Source organism: Actinomadura sp. J1-007, from assembly GCF_009793335.1.
GTDB lineage: Bacteria > Actinomycetota > Actinomycetes > Streptosporangiales > Streptosporangiaceae > Spirillospora > Spirillospora yumaensis.
Window position 1 is genome coordinate 2353797 of the sequence record NZ_WING01000001.1, and the last position, 17828, is coordinate 2371624.

The window sequence follows — 17828 nt, forward strand, 5'->3', positions numbered from 1 at the left end:
CGAGGGTCAGCCGAAGCCGTAGACCATGCCGACGATGGTGACCACCGTGCCCGCCGCGGCGAGCAGGATCAGCACGCGGTCGGCCTGCGCGAGCCGTCCGCGAACGGCGGGCGAGAAGACGACCACCCCCGTGTCCCGTTCGTTCGCCCGGCCGCTCGCCGCCCGCCCGTCGGGCGACCTCTGCGGCGGCGTGCCCGGCGCGTCGGACATGGCCGCGCCGGTAGGCGTGGGAGCCGGCGCGGTGGGACGCTGCGCAGAACGGTCCCGGAACGGGTTGCGCATCCCCACCAGACGCCACAGCCCGTCGTTCTTGACCTGCTGGTGCCGGGATGTGCAGGCGAACAGGCGTCCGCGCACGGGTTCCCTGCACGAGAAGCCCTGGCGGGTCATCACGCGGCAGATCGTCGGAACGAGCAGGAACTCGTACAGGCACCAGCCCAAAAGCCCGATCAGCGCGACCCGCCAGGAGTGCAGCAGGTAGGCGCCGACGGCCAGCACGGCGAACGCCCCCCACCAGACCAGCGCCGACTCCCTGCGGCGGCGGCGCCGGCGGCCCATGGCGCTCTTCCTCGCGAGCGGCGGTTCGTCGTTCCCCAGGTTCGCAACCATCGGTAGGGACCCACCTTCCCCGGGCGGTGGCCGAACGGCTTCGTCTACGCGAGACGATTTTGCCCGGGTAAGGGGAGTTCTACGCCCGATTCCCCGCTGTGCGCCGGAGAGTGATCTTGGCGTTGCCGCCCGTCTCGGGCGACACCACGACCTCCTGCGCCGCGGCGACCCCGCCCGCGAGCAGCTCGGCGTCCACCGGGACGTTCCGCTTCACCACGGCGAGCGCGACCGGCCCGAGCTCGTGGTGGCGGGCCGCCGAACCGACGAACCCGATCGTGCGGCCGCCGGGGATCTCCACCGGGTCGCCGTGCGCGGGCAGCCGGTCGACGCTGCCGTCCAGGTGCAGGAACACCAGGCGGCGCGGCGGCCGTCCGAGGTTGTGCACGCGCGCGACCGTCTCCTGCCCCCGGTAGCAGCCCTTGTCGAGGTGGACGGCGATGTCGATCAGCCCCGTCTCGTGCGGGATCGACCGGTGGTCGGTGTCCAGGCCGAACCTCGGCCGGTGCGCCGCGATCCGCAGCGCCTCGTACGCCCAGATCCCTGCGGGACGCGCCTTGCCGGGCAGGTCCGCGAGGGCGGAACGTTCGATGATCTGCGCGGTCCCGACGACGTCGTCGAGCGTCCGGACGGCCCCGAGGTCCTTCCCGGACGTCACGACCGCGTACCGCTCGGACACGTCCTCCACCTCGACGCGCAGCATGAACCGCATGCTGTCGAGGAACGCCGCCAGCGACTCGGCCGCGCCCGGCTCGACGTGGATCCACACCGCCTCGCCGTCGTCCACGAGATGGAGGTGGTGCTCGATGTGGCCCTTGATGTCGAGCAGCAGCGCCTGCGTCGTCTCGTGCGGCCGCAACGCGTTCAGATGCTGGCTCAGCAGGCTGTGCAGCCAGCTCAGCCGGTCCGGCCCCGTGACGCGGACCACGCCCCGGTTGCTCCGGTCGACGAACGCCTCGCCCGCCTCCAGGGCGCGCTGTTCCTGCGCCGGCTCCCCGTAGTGCGCCGCGACCTCCTGGTCGGGCGCGTCGGCGGCGACGGCTCCGGGCAACTCCAGCAACGGGCTCTTCATGCCGTCCAGCCTATGTCGCCCTCCCCCGAACCGTTCCTCCCCGCCCGCCCGGGCCTCACAGGCTGGTCGGCCGGGTCGGCCCGCTGAACGCGCAGCGGCCCCGTGCCCACTCCGCAGTGAACGCGCGGCAGTCCGCGTGCCGACTCCGCAGTGAACGCGCAGCAGTTCGCAGTGAACGCGCGGCAGTCCGCGCGCCCACTGCGCAGTGAACGCGCGGCAGTCCGCGTGCCGACTCCGCAGGGACCTCGGCACGCGCCGTCCAGAGCACCGCCGACCGGAAGGCGGGCGGGACGGTCAGGGGCGGCGGCAGTCCTTGCAGCGGCCGTAGACCGTGAGGTGGTGGACGTCGGTCTCGAAGCCGAACTCGCGTTCCAGCTGCTCGGCGAGGCCCGCCGCGAGCTTCGGGTCCACGTCGTTGACGGTGTCGCAGTTGCGGCACACCAGGTGGATGTGGTCCGCCTCGGCGGCCAGATGGTAGTTGGGCGGCCCGTGCCCGAGATGGGCGTGCTTGACCAGCCCGAGCTCCTCAAGGAGCTCCAGGGTGCGGTAGACGGTGGAGATGTTGACGCCGCGGGCCGTGCGCTGCACCTCGGTGCAGATCTCCTCAGGGGTCCCGTGCTCGAGGTTGGTCACCGCCTCCAGCACAAGCTGGCGCTGCGGCGTGACCCGGTAACCCTTCGCCCGCAGCTCCTCCTGCCACGACTCGACCATGGGGAGAGTCTATGTGCCCGACGTCACGACGTGAGATCCCGGAAAATCCGCTTGCCTCCTCCGGGGCCGTTCGCATAGCTTGCGTGAACGCGCGAAAGGAGGTGGTCCAGGAAATGATTCATTCTGGGACTCGCGAGGTGGCTGTCCGCTAGTCGCCGTATCGCCTCGGAGCCACCGCCCCTGGCGGTGGTGAGCCGGTCGCGACGGTGACCGGCGAATACCAGGCAGTTACCCGATCCTCGGGCCGATGGATCAGTCCTGTCCATCTCCCGCCACCCGGCGGGGAGGCCCGGGGATCGTTTCATTTCCGGAGGTCCGAGCCCGCCTCCCGCCGGGGTACGGGGTGTCAGGCGACGCGCTTGAGCTGCGCGGACAGGTGGGACTGGAGCTTCTGGCCCATCGCCGCCATGTCGTACGCCCAGCCGAGGTCCTCGCCGATCAGCCCGTACAGGCGGCTGCCCGCCGTGACCTCCTTGGCCGACTCGGTCCGCGCCACCACGTCGGTCTGCAACTCGACCCTGGTGAACGCGACGTTGCCCAGGTAGATCTCGACGATCCCGGTGGGGTGGGCGAGCGTGACCTCGACCTGGTGGTTGGGGCGGGGCCGCCAGTAACCGGTCTCGGTGCCGAGCGGACGCCCCAGCGAGCCGTCCTCCTCCAGCAGCCACGTGCGGCTCGCGTAGATCAGGAACGGCTTCCCGACGTGGGTGAACGACATCTCCTGGCCGAAGCGGAAGTCCTCGATCGTGGGGTAGCCGCCGACGCCGGCGCCCTCCCAGCTACCGAGCAGGAACTTCAGGGGCTCAAGATCCGGGTGCAGCTCAGGCTCCATGGGCACCGAGCGTAGCGGCCCCGCGGCCCGCCCTCATCCCGGCGCCGGGCGCCGCGCTACCTCAGCCTGCCGAGCCGTACGACCAGCAGGACCGCCGCGGCCACCACCAGCGCCAGCACGAACACCAGGACTCCCGCGTTCACCATGCCGCCCACGGCCGCGATCGTACGCCGGGCGGCACCGGCCCGTCACCGCCGCCGCGCCCGTACCGCCCCGGCTAGAGTCCCGGTATGGCGAGATCTCTGGTGATCAAGGCGACGACGGGCGCGGACGGCGCCGAGCGGTGCAACCAGGCGTTCACGGTCGCGGCGGCGGCCGTGGCGAGCGGGCTGCGCGTCTCCCTCTGGCTGACCGGCGAGTCGGCCTGGTTCGCGCTGCCGGGACGGGCGAAGGAGTTCGAACTCCCCCACGCGACCCCGCTGACCGACCTGCTCGGCGCGGTGCTCGCGGGCGGCCAGGTCACGGTCTGCACCCAGTGCGCCGCCCGCCGCGAGATCGGCCCCGACGACGTCCTGCCCGGCGTGCGCATCGCGGGCGCCCCGACGTTCGTCGAGGAGATCTCCCTCCCCGAGACCCAGGCGCTCGTCTACTGAACCGCGCGGAGGGGGCGGGGGCCATGACATCGGGCGAACGGGGCTGAAGAGGGTCCGGACGCCTCGCTGCGGGGAGAACCCCGGGCATGGTGGAGATTCCGGTGTGGGCCTGGCCGGCGGCGGTGGCGCTGATCGCCGCGCTGTTCGTGTTCGACCTGGTCGTCGCGGTGCGGCGCCCGCACGCCGTCGGAATCCGCGAGGCCACGTTCTGGTCGGTGTTCTACATCGCGGTCGCGGTGCTGTTCGGGCTGGCCGTGATGGGGCTGATCGGCTCGTCGGCCGGCACCGAGTACTTCGCCGGATGGGTGGTCGAGAAGAGCCTGTCGGCCGACAACCTCTTCGTCTTCGTGATCATCATGACGCGGTTCGGGGTGCCGGACCGCTACCAGCAGAAGACGCTGCTGTTCGGGATCGCCGCGGCCCTGGCGATGCGGACGGTCTTCATCGCCGTCGGCGCGGCGGCCATCAACCTGTTCTCGTTCACGTTCGTGCTGTTCGGCCTCGCGCTGCTGTGGACGGCGGTGCAGCTCGTCCGGCACCGCAAGGAGCAGCCCGAGGTCGAGGACACCTGGCTCGTCCGCCGGGCGCGCCGCGTCCTGCCGGTGAGCACCGGCTTCCACGGCGGACGCATGATCGCGCGGGAGGACGGGCAGCGCGTGATGACGCCGCTGCTCCTGGTCTTCGTCGCGATCGGCAGCACGGACCTGCTGTTCGCGCTCGACTCGATCCCGGCGGTGTTCGGGGTGACGAGCGAGCCGTTCATCGTGTTCACGGCCAACGCCTTCGCTCTGCTGGGGCTGCGCGCGCTGTTCTTCCTGATCGAGGGCCTGCTCGAACGGCTCGTGTACCTGTCGATCGGGCTGTCGGCGATCCTCGCGTTCATCGGGGTCAAGCTGATCCTGCTTTTCGTGCACGAGGACGTGAGCCATTCCGTCCCCGAAATCCCAACGCCGCTGTCCCTCGGCGTGATCCTGGTCATCCTCGTCATCACCACGATCGCCAGCCTCGTCCGCGTCCGTTCCCACCCGGACGAACGAGCCCAGGCGGGCTCCCTCCGCAAGCCCCGCCCCTCCCCGAACGGCGACCCCGAGGAGGGCGGGAAAGGCGGCAAACGCCCCGGAGAACCCCAGAAGGACCGACGCGCCTAAACCGTTCTGTCGCCCTTCAAGCCGATCACCATTCCACTACACCATCGGGGCCACTGCCCGTTCAACCGCCGTCCCAAGGGGTTCGACTGGAGGCCGTTCAACTCACCGCGATCAAAGGCCGGAGAGGTCGCGGGAGGTGACGCTGTTGCGGTCGGCAATGCGGTTGCCGAGGGAGAGTTGGGGCCAGAGGCCGGACAGTTCTTGGCGGCTTCGCTCACTCCATGCCCTGGCTGCGTCGCTGCGCGTCTTGTAGAAGTTCAGGGCGTAGCCGCCGGAGTGAATGCGCAGAAGCGTGAAACCGCCCGGGTACTCCTTGACGGCGCCGACCTCCTGCTGGACGAAGCTCGGTGCCAGCGGGAACACCGACCGTTGGTTCCGGTGCGTGTGGCCTGCGTGATGCAGGAATACGCCGGGCGTCCCCCTGTACATCCTCAGAATCGACAACGCCTGACCGGCGTCCATGGACTGGCCACCGGTGATGGCGGTGGGAGCGTTCTCGGCGAAAAGCGGATGGTGGCCGAATACGAGCGTGGGGCGGTCCCGGTCGGCCTTCAGTTCGTCCTCGAACCATCCGAGTTGATCCCGCGACATGCCGCCCGCGTCCCCGCCGTTCCCAGGCTTGTCGTACGTATCGAGACCGATGATTCGCAAGCCGTTCAGCTCTCGCTTGTAATAGGCGTTCTCCTCTCCCGCAAAGAACACGTCGCCGAAGCAGTCCTGCCCTTGCCATTGTCCTGGGCTGCACGGCGAGCCCTCGTGCGCCCGGTCATGGTTGCCGCGCGTTACGGAATAGGCGCCGAAGCCGTCCAGCAGGCTTTTGGCGCGGCGCAGGTCCGGAAGCGCGGCCTCGGCGGTGACGTCCCCGGCCGCGAGCAGATGGGTGGCGCCCCGGTCCCGGGCGTCCGCGACGAGAGCCTCGGTCATGAGGTCCGCGTACGGCGGATGTCCGGGCACCTGCTCGATGCCTTTGATCCATGGCAACTGGCCGATCAGCCCGGCGACCGTCTCGCCGATGTGCAGGTCGTTGCACAACGCGACGGAGAACAGGAATCTCCCTTCGGGGGCCTGCGGCGTCGTGAACGCGAACACGCCGTCCCCCATCGGCGTGCCCGCGGCCCGTCCCGCCACCAGCGGAGTCGCGCTGGCCGAACGTCCCGCCGAACGGGCGCGGTAGTAGTAGGTGCGTCCCGGCTCAAGGCCGTTCAACTCCACATAGTGGTAGGGCGTCACGCGCCCGTGAACGACCCGCGTGAGGCTGCCCGGCCTGTCTCCGTACGCGATCTCTCCCTCGACCGCGACGGGCTTCATCCGCCCGAGCCCGTCGTCGGTGCCGGGCGTCCCCGTGTACCAGGTGAGGATCGCGCTGGTCTCCGTCAACGTGACGAGTTCCAGATTGACGGCCTCGACCGCGCCGCCCGCGTACGCCCGTTCGGGAAAGGCCAGCGACGCTCCGGCGACCACCGCGCTCCATCGCAGGAGCTCGCGGCGGCTCGGACTGCAACAGATCATGGCCGCAGCGTCGCAGCGCCCGACGAACCCGACCAGACCCAAAGATGAAGGTCGTTCAACAGTGCGGAGAGTTATCCACAGGCCAGATTTTCGTGGTCGCTTTCCGTGCCGACCTGACAACCTGAAGTACCGGAGACCCCGACCCCAAGATCAGGAGGGGCCAACCCGATGAAGCCCTCAGCACGAGCCGAACCCGCGGGACGGCCGAGCCCTCCGCAAGCCGAACCCGCAGGACGGACGGTCCCCCCACAGACCGCCCCCAAGGCGAACGAGCCCTCCACATACCGAACCCGCGGGGCGGACGAGCTTTCCGGAGGCCGCGCCGCCGGGGAACCGGCCCTCGGCGGGAGGTCGTGCGGGGGATGGAGGTGGGAGTGGGAGTGGGATGGGACCTCAGGAGGTCAGGAGGTCAGGACGGCGTTGAGGCGTTCCTCGCGGAGGCGGCCCGCCCAGGAGTCGTCGATCGGCTGGAGGTCGTGGCCGACGGCCCAGCGCAGCAGCAGGTCGGCGAGGCCCGGGTTGCGGACGAGAGCCGGGCCGTGCATGTAGGTGCCGAGGACGCGCCCGTTGTAGGCGCCCTCGTAGCCGTCGCCGTTGCCGATGCCCGACAGCACCTGGGCGAACGGGCGCACGTTCTGGCCGAGGCGCGTGACGCCCTGGTGGTTCTCGAAGCCGGTGATGCGCGGCACCTGGAGTTCGGCGGAGACGTCGCCGACGATCTCTCCGACGGCGCGGCGCTCGCCGCGGGCGCTGCTGATGTCGAGCAGGCCGAGCCCGGGGACGAGCTGCCCCTCCTCGCCGCCGAACTCGTGGCCGAGGATCTGGTAGCCCGCGCAGACGCCGAAGATGATGGCGCCCTGGCGTGCCGCCTGGATCAGTCCGCCGTCGTTGCGCAGCCGCTGCGCGGCGAGGATCTGCGGGCGGTCCTCGCCGCCGCCGAGCAGGTAGATGTGCCCGTCCGCGGGCACCGGCTCGTCGGACCGGAGGCTGACGGTCTCGGTGGGGATGCCGCGCAGGGCGGCGCGGCGTTCCAGGACGATCGTGTTGCCCTGGTCGCCGTACGTGGACAGCAGGTCCGGGTAGATCCAGACGATCTTGATGCGGTCAGACGACACGGCCGTACCTCGTTCGGATGTTCTGGAAGGCGGTGTAGTTGGCGATCACGTCGAGGTGCCCGGGCGGCACCGCCATGACGGCCTGCTCGATGTCGTCCACCACGGTGAAGGAGACCTCGGCGGCCTCCAGCCGGGCGGCGAGGTCGATGCGGCGCTCACCGGTCACCCAGACCGGGCGCCCGCGCAGGATGCGGTAGTCGACGTCCCACAGCCAGGACGTGTCGCGGCCGTCGGGGCCCTGCGCGTTCACCGAGAGGGCGACGGGGCCGGGCGCGGGCTGGAGCACGTCGAACGCCTCCAGCCAGCCGGCCGGGTTCTTGGAGAGGAGGAGCCGGAGACTGCGGCCCTGGTACTCGACCGTCGTGTACCGGCCGGCGACCGAGGTGACCTGGCTGAGCAGCGGGAGCGCCTGCTCCGGCGGCACGCCGAACTGCGCCACGACGGCGAGCGCGACGACCGCGTTGGAACGGTTGGCGCGGCCGGGAAGGGAGAGCTGTGAGAGCGAGAAGACGCGGCCGTCGGGCGCGGTGACCTGGTCGCCGCGCAGCGACCAGTCGGGCCGCGGACGGGCGAAGTGGCACTGGCGGCAGCGCCAGTCGCTGTCCTCCTCGCCGCCCTGCCGGTCGAGGGGGCCGCCGCACTCGGGGCAGCACCAGGAGTCCTCGCGCCAGTGCTGGCCGGCGGCGACCCAGGTGACGCTCTTCGCGGTGGACGCGCCCCAGGTGACCAGGGGGTCGTCGCAGTTGGCGATGACGTGGCTCTGCGGGGACGCCTCCAGCGCCCTGCGCCACTTGCCCGCGAGCAGCCAGATCTCCGCGGCGCGGTCCATCTGGTCGCGGCTCAGGTTCATCAGCGCGACCACGTTGGCCCCGGTCTCGGCCAGGACCATCGGCACGTACTTCTCGTCGCACTCCAGCACGCCGTAGCGGGCGGCGGGCGCGGAGGCGAGGGCGGACACGTGCCCGGTGGGCATGTTCGCGCCGAACGCGTTGGTGGCGATCTCTCCCAGCGGCGTCATCGCCGAGGTGATCAGCCGGGTCGTCGTCGTCTTGCCGTTGGTGGCACTGACGAGGACGAGCTTGCGGTCCCGGGCGAGCTTGGTCAGCAGTTCGGGATCGAGCCGGAGGCCGATGCGCCCCCCGATCACCGAACCGTCACCCTTGCCCGCCAGCCGGGACATCTTCGCGGCCGTACGACCGAGCGCGACGGCCAACTGCGAACGCAGTGGAAGATCGCTCATGGACTCCGTCTTCTCTGGGTTTGTGCATCGGGGCGCCTCGGAAACCGCTCCGAGCCTAGCCGCTGTCGGGCCCGTCTCGTCGCGTCCCGTGCCCGTTCGCCCGGATCGCTTCCCCCCATCGTCCGGCCGGAGCCCCGCCTCCGTCCCGACGCCGTCCCGGTGCGGAGGAAATGCGACGAGCGTCACACCAAACGAGGTAAACCACCCTCGCCAATCTTGACCGGTACCAAGATGTCGTGATTCGGTGCGACCCCCGAGTGTGGTGAGGCAGATTCCCATCAAGGCGCCCCAGAACGACTTCACCCATTAACTTGTCGGGAGCCCCTGTTTTGCGGGGGATGAGACCCCCGCCGTCGGCGGGACCGGCGATCACAACGTGCGCGAAGCGGCGATAAGGCGAGGTCTGAGCGATGCAGTGTCCGACGTGCGGTACGAACACGCCCGGGACGCTGGGCAGGTGTTCGAACTGCAACGCACCGATCGACCAGGCCCCGAACGGCGACGCCGCCCCGCTCGGCGCCCCGGTGGCCCCCGCCGCCGAGTCCGGCATGGGCGACAAGACGATGGTCGTCCCGCCCCCGACGCCCGCGTGGGCCCCCGCCCCGCCCCCGCCGCCGTCCGACCCGGAAGCGACCGCGACGTGGACGTTCGACCCTGACGAGGACTTCGACCCGCCGTCCCAGCAGAACGGCCCCCAGGGCCTCCTCCCTCCCCCCGCCCCGTTCGGCGCCCCTGAGAACTCATTCGGCGCCCCGCCCCAGAACCAGCAGGCCGCCGCCTTCGCCGCCCAAGACAACAACGCCCCGGCGTCGTTCGGCACGTCCGGCAACAACCCGCAGTCCGCGCTCCCCACTCCGCCCCAGGCCCCGCAGGCCAATTTCGGCACTCCCGGCCAAGAGGGCTCGTTCGGCCCCCCGCCCCAGGACCCGCACCCTCCGCACAGCACCCCTGGCCAGACCCTCCAGCCCCCACCCAATGGACCAGGCCAGGCACCGCAGGGTCCCCAGGGCGGCCCGGCGCAGGCTCCACAGGGAACGCCCGGCGGACCGGGACAGAGCCCGCAAGGAACGCCCGGCGGACCCGGGCAGAGCCCGCAGGGCACATACGACGGCCCCGGGCAGAGCCCGCAGGGAACGCACGACGGTCCCGGGCAGAGCCCGCAGGGAACGCACGGCATGTCAGGCCAGGATGCGCAAGCTCGGTTCGGCGCACAGGGCCAGGAGGCGCAAGGAGCGTTCGGAACGTCGGGGCAGGACGCGCAGGGGGCGTTCGACGCATCCGGTCATGACCCGTTGGGAGCGTTTGGGGCCTCCGGCGATGGTGCCCAAGGTGCCTTCGGGGTGCCTGGCGGGGAGGCGCAAGCACCTCTCCCTGTGGCGGGGAGTGACCCGCTGGGAGCGTCGGGAGCGCAGGCTTTCGACTCCGAGGCGACGTTCATCGTGCCGAGCCCGGGCCTCATGGCTGCCGGTCCGCAGGGAACGAACCCTCTCGGCGGCGGCGCTCCCGTAGCGGGTAATGGTTCCGAGCCTCAGGGCGCGGAGAACGGCTTCGGCCCAGCAGCCCAGGCCCCTCAGGGGTCTAACGGCGGCTACGGCGCTGGGCCCCAGGGCAGCAACGGATTCGCTGGGAATGGGTTCGACGGGAACGGCTCACAAGGGGCCGGCCCCGGGATGCAGAACGCCGATGGGATGGGCGCGCCCTCGCCCGGCGGCTTCGACGCCGCTCCCCCGCCACCACCCGCGTGGGCCAATGAGCAGCCCAGCGGGGACCAGCAACTCAACGCGGGACAGCCTTCCGGCACAGCGCCCGCAGGATTCGGTGCAGAGCAGCCCAGCGGCTTCGCGGCTGACCAGCCCGCAGGGTTTGCAGCGGAACACCCGGGCGGATTCGGGACGGAGCAGGCCACCGGCTTCGGGGCCGACCAGCCCGCAGGACTCGGAGCCGAGCAGACCGCCAGTTTTGGAGCCGACCAGCCCGCGGGACTCGGAGCGGAACAGCCCGGCGGATTCGGAGCCCAGCAGCCCGCCGGGTTCGGGGCCGAGCAGACCACGGGACTCGGAGCGGAACAGCCTGGCGGGTTCGGGGCCCAGCAGTCCGCTGGGTTCGAGGCGGAACAGGCCGGCGGATCCAGGGCTGACCAGGCCGGCGGGTTCGGGGCCGAACAGCCTGGCGGGTTCGCAGCGGGTCAGGCGGCTGGGGTTGGGGCGGAGCAGCCTGCCGAGTCGATCGTTCCTGATTCGTGGTTCGCGCAGCCGCGTAAGCCGGATTCGCAGCCTGAGGCGCAGGGGCCCCAGGTGTGGACGCCGCAGCCTCAGTCGCAGGATCAGGCGTGGGGCATGGACGCGGCGCCTCTCGCCATCGCCGGTTCTCCGCCTGCGGCTGAGATGACGCAGTTGGACGGGCCGAGTCCGGACGGCGCTACGCAGTTCGTCGCCAACCCGATGATGGACGCCACTCAGTTCGACTCGGGAACGCGCGTCGACGGCATGGCGGTGAGCGGCCACGGCGGCATGATGGGCCCCAGTCCGGCTGGCGACCCCATGGCGTCGGGCGGCTTCATGGGGAACGGCGCGCAGATGGGTCCCGGCGGGCCGATGGGACCGGGTGGCATGGGTCCCGGCGGGCCTGGCCCGATGGGTACGGATGGCCAGGGCGGCCAGATGAACGGCTACGGCGGTTTTCCGCCCGCGCCGACGAAGCGTTCGGGAAGCCAGGCGAGCAAGCCGCTCATCATCTCGGTCTGCGCGCTGGTCGCGGTCGCGCTGGTCGCGGTGGCGTTCGTGATGTGGCCGGACGGTGAGAAGAAGTCGCCTCCGGCGGCGAAGCCGAGCGCGACGGGTTCCGGCAAGCAGCAGGTGGCGCAGAAGAAGCGCCTCACCGGTCCCGCGCGCCAGCAGGCCAACGCCGTGAACGAGTTGCTGAACGCCAGCGCGGACACCCGCAAGGTCCTCGCCCGGGCGCTCGCCTCGACGCGCCAGTGCAAGGAGCTGCCGACGGCGATCGGCGGATTCCAGACCGTTGCCCAACGGCGTCAGAACCAGCTCCGCCGTACCCAGAACCTGCAACTCGACAAGCTCCAGAACGGCGAGCGTCTGCGCGCCCACCTCCGGCAGGCGTTCCAGGCGTCGCTGGAAGTCGACCAGGCCCTGCTCAACTGGGCACGGAGCAACCAGCAGAGGTGCCACGGAAAGCCGCGTCCCGACGCCGCGCACGTGCCGGGGCGCGCAGCCGCCGAGCAGCGGGCGACTCAGGCCAAGCAGAGGTTCGTGGTGCTGTGGAATCCCGTGGCAAAGCGGACAAGCCAGCCGCAGCGCCGGTGGACCCAGGTGTGACCTCCCATCACGACCGCGTTGCGACCCGTCGACCTGGCCTCACGGTGAGAGGACATCGCAGTATCTTGTGACCGTTGACCGCAACGGTAAGGGGTTGAAATGCGGTGCCCGGACTGCGGTAGCGACACCACCCCGGCGTTGCCCCGGTGCACCCGGTGCAACGCCCCGCTGAACGTTTCGCCCTCCAAGGGCTCCACGACGTCCCATGAGGAGACGTCCGTGGACGCCACGCATCGTGACCGTCCGCCGGACGATGAGACCGTTGCGGACAGCACCACGTCCGGGCCGAACCCGGTCCCGGGCTCCGCGCCGTTCGGCGGACCTCGCTACGGCAGCGGCCAGGTCGGCGGAGCCCCGTACACGAGCGAGCCGCAGGGTTCACGCCCGCCGGAAGGCCCGTACGCTCCCGGCCCGCCCAGCCCTGCGCCGAGCGCCTTCGGTCGGCCCGGCGGCCTAGGGAACGCGGACGAGTCCCCCAGCACCGAAACGGGTGGCACAGCGCCGCCCCCACCGAACCCGCCGTACCCAAGCCAACCCCCCGGCGCCGGAGACCCTCACGCGGGTGGTGGCCCGTCCAGCGGAGCGCCCGGCGCCCCCACCCGTGCCGAGGGCACCCCTCCCGCGGGCGGCCCATCGGCCGGTGCAACTCCGTCCGAGAACGCCCCGTCTGGCCCCGGCCAGCCCGGCAGCACTACACAGCCTGGTGCCGACCCCTACGCCCCCGGGCCATCCGGCGATGCGACACAGCCCGGCGCCGAGCCGTACGCGGGCGGACCGTCCGGCAGTACCCCGTACGCAGGCGGGCCGTCCGGTGATGCGGTACGACCCGCCGGGGAAGCGTACGCAGGCGGACCGTCCGGCGGCGCTGCTGGAGGTGCAGCGTTGCCAGGGAACGGGCCGTACGCAGGCGGATCGTCTGGCGGCGGGTCTGAGGAGGCGGCGCGGACCGAGGCCGACCCTTACCCCAGGCCGCAGCCTCCCAACGCGGAACGGGCCGGCAGTGGACCGTACTCGGGCGGGCCGTCTGGGGAGGCGGCGCGTACCGAGCAGGAGCAGCCGTACGCGGGTGGACAGGGCGGCGGCGCGATTGGCGGCGGAACGGCGCAGGGTGGAAGCGGGCCGTACGCGAGTGGGCAGCCGGGCGGTGCTGGGCAGCCCGGCGGCGAGCCGTACGCGGGCGGATCGGTAGGCGGCGGGCGAGACGAGGCGACGCGCGCCGAGAGCGCTCCTTACACGGGGCGACTGCCTGACGATGCGGAACGGGCTGGGGAGTCGTACGGCGGGGCGGCTGTGGGTGGTGTTTTTGGGGGCGTTGGGGGTTCGGAAGGGGCGGGGCCGGATGTTGGTGGTGACGTGGGTGGGCTGCGGTGGACGCAGGCGTATGGGAGTGAGCAGCAGGGAGGCGGGGCGGTCGGGGCGTCGCAGGGCGAGGGGTACGGAGGAGCCGTGGGTGGTGGTGAGTCGTCGGGTGAGGCGGCTGGGGACGGGTGGTTCAGGAAGGAGCAGGCCGGGGGGCAGTCGGGTGGGCCAACGGGGGGCGAGCTAGGCGGGCCGGCCGGTGGGCTGGCTGGGGGTACGCCCGGCGGGCTGGCCGAGGGCGCGCCGGGTGGGCAGGCCGGTGGTGCCGCAGGTGGGCTGGCCGGTGGTGTGCCAGGTGGGCTGGCGGCGGGTGAGTCGGGTGGGCAGTTTGGGGGTGCCGCAGGTGGGACGGCGGCGGGTGGGGGGTTGCATTGGACTCAGGCTTATGGGCGGGAGCAGGGGGCGAGGAGGTTCCCGGCGGGGGCTGGGGTGGGCCGGCGGGGTGGGCTGAGGCTGATCCTTACTCGCATGAGCAGGGGGGTGCGGGGCGGGGCGGGCGTGATCTCTACGGAGGCGGGTCCGGGCCCGTTGAGCTGCCTCCCGGGTGGGCGATTCCGCCCGCTCCGGGGCCGGGTGGTCCGGCGCCCGGGGAGACGACCACCTCGCTGTCCCAGGAGCCGTGGGACGAGCCCGCGATCTGGCAGCCGCCGCCTCCCGCGAAGAAGCGCAGGCGGCCCTACCTGCTGGTCGTCGCGGGGGTGATCGTGCTGGCGGGCGTGGCGCTCGGGATCGTGTTCTGGCCGGGCGGGTCCGGGAAGACGGCCAACACCGCGGGTACGTCGGCGACGCCGCAGGAGAGTCCGGTGGAGACGGCGAGCGAGTCGCCGACCGTGGCGAGCAGCGGGGCCGAGCTCACGCAGCAGGCCAGGGAGGTGGACGCGCTGCTGTCGGACATGACGACGACGCGTTCGGACCTCGGCACGGTGGTGACGGACGGGTGCCGGACGGACGGGCTCGAACGGATCCGCGACCGGCGGCAGGAGCAGTTGAGCAAGGCGCGGGCACTGGACGTCGGCGCGCTCGACAGCGGGACCGAACTCAAGGACGCGCTGGTCAGGGCGCTCCAGGCGTCGGTGGAGTCCAACCAGCGGTACCTGGACGCGGCGCCCGGCTGCCCGTCGGACGATGACGTGGCCGACGTCAACCAGCGGGCGAGCGACGCCAAGAACGAGTTCGTCCGCTACTGGAGGCCGGTCGCGGAGAAGGCCGGGCTGCCGAGCCGTTCCTCCGACACCATCTGACCGCGCGGTCAGCCCTCCGGGGCGGGGAACGGCGGGCCGGAGGACGGGTCGCCGAACGGGGCGATGAAGCGGTCCGGCCAGCTCAGCACCGGTTCGAGCCAGGACTCGACGCGCATGGTGTCGGCGATGTGGGCGAGCTGGTCGGGTTCGTCGATGCCGATCGCGACGACCGCGAGGTCGCGGTAGAACGCGTCGTGGTCGTCGTCGCCGGCGAGGGCCGTGAGGGCGAGCGGGCGGTTGCGGTCGAGCTCCATCGACAGCGGGTGGCGGCGCAGGGCGCGCAAGCGGTGGCCGAGGCGCGGCTCGGGCGGCTGCTTCAGACCGGGTAGCTGGTAGTCGAGCGGCGGGGCGGGCTCGTGCTTGTCGGGGGCGCCCGCGCCGTACGGGAAGAGGCGGTCGAGTTCGTGCAGCCACCGCACCTGCGGGATGACCCACGCGGCGCCGGGCCGGGCGCCGGGTTCCCGCGGGGACGCCGGGTTGCGCGCGGCGGCGTCGAGGAGGTTCTGGGCGACCTCGGCGGCTCTCGCGGTGAGTTCGGACGGCGGGTAGGCCGTGCGCAGGGCCCAGGAGCGCCGCGTGACCGACCGTTCGAGGACGGTGGCGAGGCTGCACTCGCGCAGGCGCGGGGTGAGGCGCGACCAGGCGCGGGCCAGTTCGGGCGGTACGGCGGGCAGGGGGCGGTTGGCGACGTGCGCGAGGACGAGGGTGTCGGCCCACAGGCGCAGCCACGCCCAGTCGGGGTGCCCGGCGACGAGGTCGGCCTCGCGCAGCTCGTAGAGGGTGCAGGCCCGTCCCGAACGGCACTCGCAGCCGCACGCGGCTGAGCGGCGGCCGTCCACCGGCGGGGGCGGGCCCGGTAGGACGGCCTCGCGGCCCTCGCCGAGCGGGACGCGGACGCGCAGGGGCGGTCCATGCCGTCCGCGAAGACGGCGGCGACGCCGGGACGGAGCGAGACGACCTCGCGGGACTGGTCCTCGTCGAGGTTCATCGCGGCGCCGACCTGGTGGCGGTCGTCGAACGCGGGCAGGCGGTGCACGACCTTCAGCGCCGTGTTCTTGATCACGTCCGGGACGAGCTTGGTCGGGATCTGCTCGGCGACGACGATGCCCTCGCCGTACGCGCGGATCTCGGCGAGCATCCCCGCGAACAGCTCGACGGCGTGGGAGCTGGTGCGCTCGGGCCGCGGTTGCGCAGCAGCCGGTGCGCCTCCTCGATCACGATGACGTGCCGGAGGCCGGGGTCGTTCGGCCCGGCGGCGCGCGACCGCATCCGCAGGTGCTCGACGATGCGGATGATGAGCGTGCCCATGAGGAACGCCTTGTCCTCGTCGTTCGCGACGTCCTCGATGGCGAGGACGATGTTGTCGCGCAGCATGCCGCCGATGTCGGCCGGGTGGCCGCCCTCGAAGAACCGTCCGGCCGAGCCGATCCGCAGCGAGCGCAGCCGCACGTCCACGAAGCCCTGCACGTCGGCCATCAGCTCGCGGCCGTACCCGACGTCGCCGATGACCTGGAGCGCGGCGTTCTGGAGCTGTTCGAGGGTCGGGACGGCGGGCTCGATCAGCGAGCCGGGGACGCCCGCGCCGGTCACCACGTCCCAGCCGTTGGTCTCGTAGACCCGCTGGAGCGCCTGCGCCATGATCTGCGGGAACGGCTCCTCGGCGTCGAACGCGGCCTGGAACAGCGCCCGCACCATGTCGATGTGCGCCTGCACGGGGTAGCCGGGCTCGGGCGCGAGGGGGTTGACCGACAGCGGCACCGACGCGGGGTCGGACGGGTTGACGACCGTGACGGGCCCGCCGAGGTCCTCGATGCGTCCGGCCATCGCCGCGTACTCCGACTTGGCGGGCTCGATCGCGAGCCAGGGGATGCCGGCGCGGGTGAGCTGTTCGAGCAGGTGCCGGACGGTCTGCGACTTGCCCGACCCGGTCGCCCCGGTCACGAAGACGTGCCGGTTGATCGTCGAGCGCGGGATGGTGAACCGGCCGACGCGCCTGTCCTGCCCGTCCAGGATCGCGCCCAGCTCGATCCGCCCGTCCGCGGCGGCGCCGCCTCTCGGGTGCGCGCCGCCGGGCGGGAGGGCGGCGACCGCGCCGTCGGTCTCGGAGGTGACGTCGAAGTAGCCCGCGTCCAGCACGCGCAGGCCCGGGACCTCGCGGCGCGGCAGGCCGGCGAGGGCCGCGAGCGCGCCCGCCGTCGCGGTGAACGGGTAGCGCTGCTCGGACTCGGCCATCGGGCGCAGCGGCGCGGGCGCGGTCGGCGGCCGGAGCATCTCGCTGAACGGGCCGCTGCCGTGCCCGGACCGCAGCCGGTACGGGTGGTGCCCGAGCTCCATCGAGCCGACCAGGACGGGCGCGATCTGCCCGAGCTCGGCCTGCGTCGCCGCGCCCGCGAGGACGCGCACGTCCCACAGCCCGGCCTCGCGGAACGCGTCCAGCTCCGAGAGCCGCTGGTCGGCGCGCGCCACCGCGAGCCGGGCCTGCTCGTCCTCGCCGCGGCGCAGCATCCGCAGCTCGTGGTGCAGCTCGCGCATCTCGGTGTCGATGAGCCGCTCGTCGCACGGGTCGGCGACCACGAACCAGCCGAACGGCCGTTCCATCAGCGTCGACAGCGTCGCCTCGAACAGGCTGGCGCCCGCGTCGCCGCGCGCGACCTGCGGGGCGAGGCGGCCGGGGCAGCGGGTCCACACCATCCGTTCGGCCTGGGCCAGCCAGTCGTCGGCGACGGGCACGCCGCGGGCGCCGCTCGGGAACAGCAGGCCGTGCGCCTCGCCGTCCTCCAGGCCGCCGCCCAGCGGACGCGTCTCGGCGCCGATCGGGCCCGCGTTCGTGACGAGTTCCAGGGGCGCGCCGCCACCGCGCGACAGCCAGCCCACGACGAACGGTTCCCCGCGGCGCGCGGCCGACAGCGCCGCCGGGAGAACGCTCACGAAATCCCATTCCGCGCTCGCCGCGCGCTGCGGCGCGGGAATCGCCTGGATCCGGTACCAGGGTCCGGGGAGCACGGACGGCACGTCCGCTGCGGGCCGCATGCTCGGCGGGGGCGCGCCCGGAATTCCGGCCTGGCCTCCG

At 72.3% G+C, this 17828-nt stretch carries 14 protein-coding genes; 4 read left to right on the forward strand and 10 right to left on the reverse strand.

Annotated features, from left to right (window positions below; all coding sequences use genetic code 11):
• Positions 1–6 precede the first annotated feature (6 nt).
• The 4 genes from GEV43_RS10655 to GEV43_RS10670 all read right to left on the reverse strand — a co-directional run bounded on the left by GEV43_RS10655 (position 7) and on the right by GEV43_RS10670 (position 3221).
• Positions 7–609, reverse strand: coding sequence for a hypothetical protein (locus GEV43_RS10655; RefSeq protein ID WP_160820541.1), 603 nt, complete (start codon positions 607–609; stop codon positions 7–9).
• A 79-nt stretch (positions 610–688) separates the two neighbouring features.
• Entirely contained in the window at positions 689–1678 is a 990-nt protein-coding gene (locus tag GEV43_RS10660) for a folate-binding protein YgfZ (RefSeq protein ID WP_160820542.1), read from the reverse strand.
• Positions 1679–1972: 294 nt separating this feature from the next.
• Positions 1973–2389, reverse strand: coding sequence for a Fur family transcriptional regulator (locus GEV43_RS10665; protein ID WP_160820543.1), 417 nt, complete (start codon positions 2387–2389; stop codon positions 1973–1975).
• A 346-nt stretch (positions 2390–2735) separates the two neighbouring features.
• Positions 2736–3221 carry an FABP family protein gene (locus tag GEV43_RS10670; RefSeq protein WP_160820544.1) on the reverse strand — a complete coding sequence of 162 codons (486 nt, stop codon included), beginning with the start codon at positions 3219–3221 and terminating at the stop codon, positions 2736–2738.
• Between the two features lie 230 nt (positions 3222–3451).
• Here GEV43_RS10670 and GEV43_RS10675 point away from each other — a divergent pair, with 230 nt between their 5' ends.
• Positions 3452–3814, forward strand: coding sequence for a DsrE family protein (locus GEV43_RS10675; RefSeq protein ID WP_160820545.1), 363 nt, complete (start codon positions 3452–3454; stop codon positions 3812–3814).
• Positions 3815–3900: 86 nt separating this feature from the next.
• Positions 3901–4962 (forward strand): TerC family protein, encoded by a 1062-nt coding sequence (locus GEV43_RS10680; RefSeq protein ID WP_160820546.1) that lies wholly within the window; start codon positions 3901–3903, stop codon positions 4960–4962.
• Positions 4963–5073: 111 nt separating this feature from the next.
• Here the strand turns inward: GEV43_RS10680 and GEV43_RS10685 are convergent, their stop codons facing one another.
• The 3 genes from GEV43_RS10685 to GEV43_RS10695 all read right to left on the reverse strand — a co-directional run bounded on the left by GEV43_RS10685 (position 5074) and on the right by GEV43_RS10695 (position 8826).
• Positions 5074–6423: a metallophosphoesterase family protein gene (locus tag GEV43_RS10685; protein WP_206681116.1), complete on the reverse strand. Its 1350-nt coding sequence runs from the start codon at positions 6421–6423 to the stop codon at positions 5074–5076.
• Between the two features lie 449 nt (positions 6424–6872).
• Positions 6873–7586: a type 1 glutamine amidotransferase gene (locus tag GEV43_RS10690; protein WP_160820547.1), complete on the reverse strand. Its 714-nt coding sequence runs from the start codon at positions 7584–7586 to the stop codon at positions 6873–6875.
• Complete coding sequence (locus GEV43_RS10695) at positions 7576–8826, reverse strand: Mur ligase family protein (RefSeq protein ID WP_160820548.1); 1251 nt, start codon at positions 8824–8826, stop codon at positions 7576–7578. The genes GEV43_RS10690 and GEV43_RS10695 overlap by 11 nt, the downstream gene beginning before the upstream one ends.
• 1670 nt (positions 8827–10496) lie before the next feature.
• On the opposite strand from GEV43_RS10695, the gene GEV43_RS10700 reads away from it, so the two are divergent.
• Positions 10497–12158: a hypothetical protein gene (locus GEV43_RS10700; RefSeq protein WP_160820549.1), complete on the forward strand. Its 1662-nt coding sequence runs from the start codon at positions 10497–10499 to the stop codon at positions 12156–12158.
• Positions 12159–13700: 1542 nt separating this feature from the next.
• Here GEV43_RS10700 and GEV43_RS10705 read toward each other — a convergent pair.
• On the reverse strand, positions 13701–13889 hold the full coding sequence (locus tag GEV43_RS10705) for a hypothetical protein (protein WP_160820550.1): 189 nt from the start codon (positions 13887–13889) through the stop codon (positions 13701–13703).
• A gap of 326 nt (positions 13890–14215) precedes the next feature.
• Here GEV43_RS10705 and GEV43_RS10710 point away from each other — a divergent pair, with 326 nt between their 5' ends.
• Positions 14216–14758 (forward strand): hypothetical protein, encoded by a 543-nt coding sequence (locus GEV43_RS10710; RefSeq protein WP_160820551.1) that lies wholly within the window; start codon positions 14216–14218, stop codon positions 14756–14758.
• Positions 14759–14766: 8 nt separating this feature from the next.
• On the opposite strand, the gene GEV43_RS49940 is transcribed toward GEV43_RS10710, so the two are convergent.
• A complete protein-coding gene (locus GEV43_RS49940; RefSeq protein ID WP_241682853.1) occupies positions 14767–15597 on the reverse strand; it encodes a hypothetical protein in 831 nt (276 codons plus the stop codon).
• 220 nt (positions 15598–15817) lie between these two features.
• On the reverse strand, positions 15818–17686 hold the full coding sequence (locus tag GEV43_RS54760) for a helicase HerA-like domain-containing protein (RefSeq protein ID WP_309239577.1): 1869 nt from the start codon (positions 17684–17686) through the stop codon (positions 15818–15820).
• Positions 17687–17828: the final 142 nt, after the last annotated feature.

Excerpts from the sequence above, each read along its gene's own strand:
- GEV43_RS10655 (WP_160820541.1), bottom strand. The coding sequence starts at position 609 with ATGGTTGCGAACCTGGGGAACGACGAACCGCCGCTCGCGAGGAAGAGC.
- GEV43_RS10660 (WP_160820542.1), bottom strand. The coding sequence starts at position 1,678 with ATGAAGAGCCCGTTGCTGGAGTTGCCCGGAGCCGTCGCCGCCGACGCG.
- GEV43_RS10665 (WP_160820543.1), bottom strand. The coding sequence starts at position 2,389 with ATGGTCGAGTCGTGGCAGGAGGAGCTGCGGGCGAAGGGTTACCGGGTC.
- GEV43_RS10670 (WP_160820544.1), bottom strand. The coding sequence starts at position 3,221 with ATGGAGCCTGAGCTGCACCCGGATCTTGAGCCCCTGAAGTTCCTGCTC.
- GEV43_RS10675 (WP_160820545.1), top strand. The coding sequence starts at position 3,452 with ATGGCGAGATCTCTGGTGATCAAGGCGACGACGGGCGCGGACGGCGCC.
- GEV43_RS10680 (WP_160820546.1), top strand. The coding sequence starts at position 3,901 with ATGGTGGAGATTCCGGTGTGGGCCTGGCCGGCGGCGGTGGCGCTGATC.
- GEV43_RS10695 (WP_160820548.1), bottom strand. The coding sequence starts at position 8,826 with ATGAGCGATCTTCCACTGCGTTCGCAGTTGGCCGTCGCGCTCGGTCGT.
- GEV43_RS10700 (WP_160820549.1), top strand. The coding sequence starts at position 10,497 with ATGCAGAACGCCGATGGGATGGGCGCGCCCTCGCCCGGCGGCTTCGAC.
- GEV43_RS10705 (WP_160820550.1), bottom strand. The coding sequence starts at position 13,889 with ATGCAACCCCCCACCCGCCGCCGTCCCACCTGCGGCACCCCCAAACTG.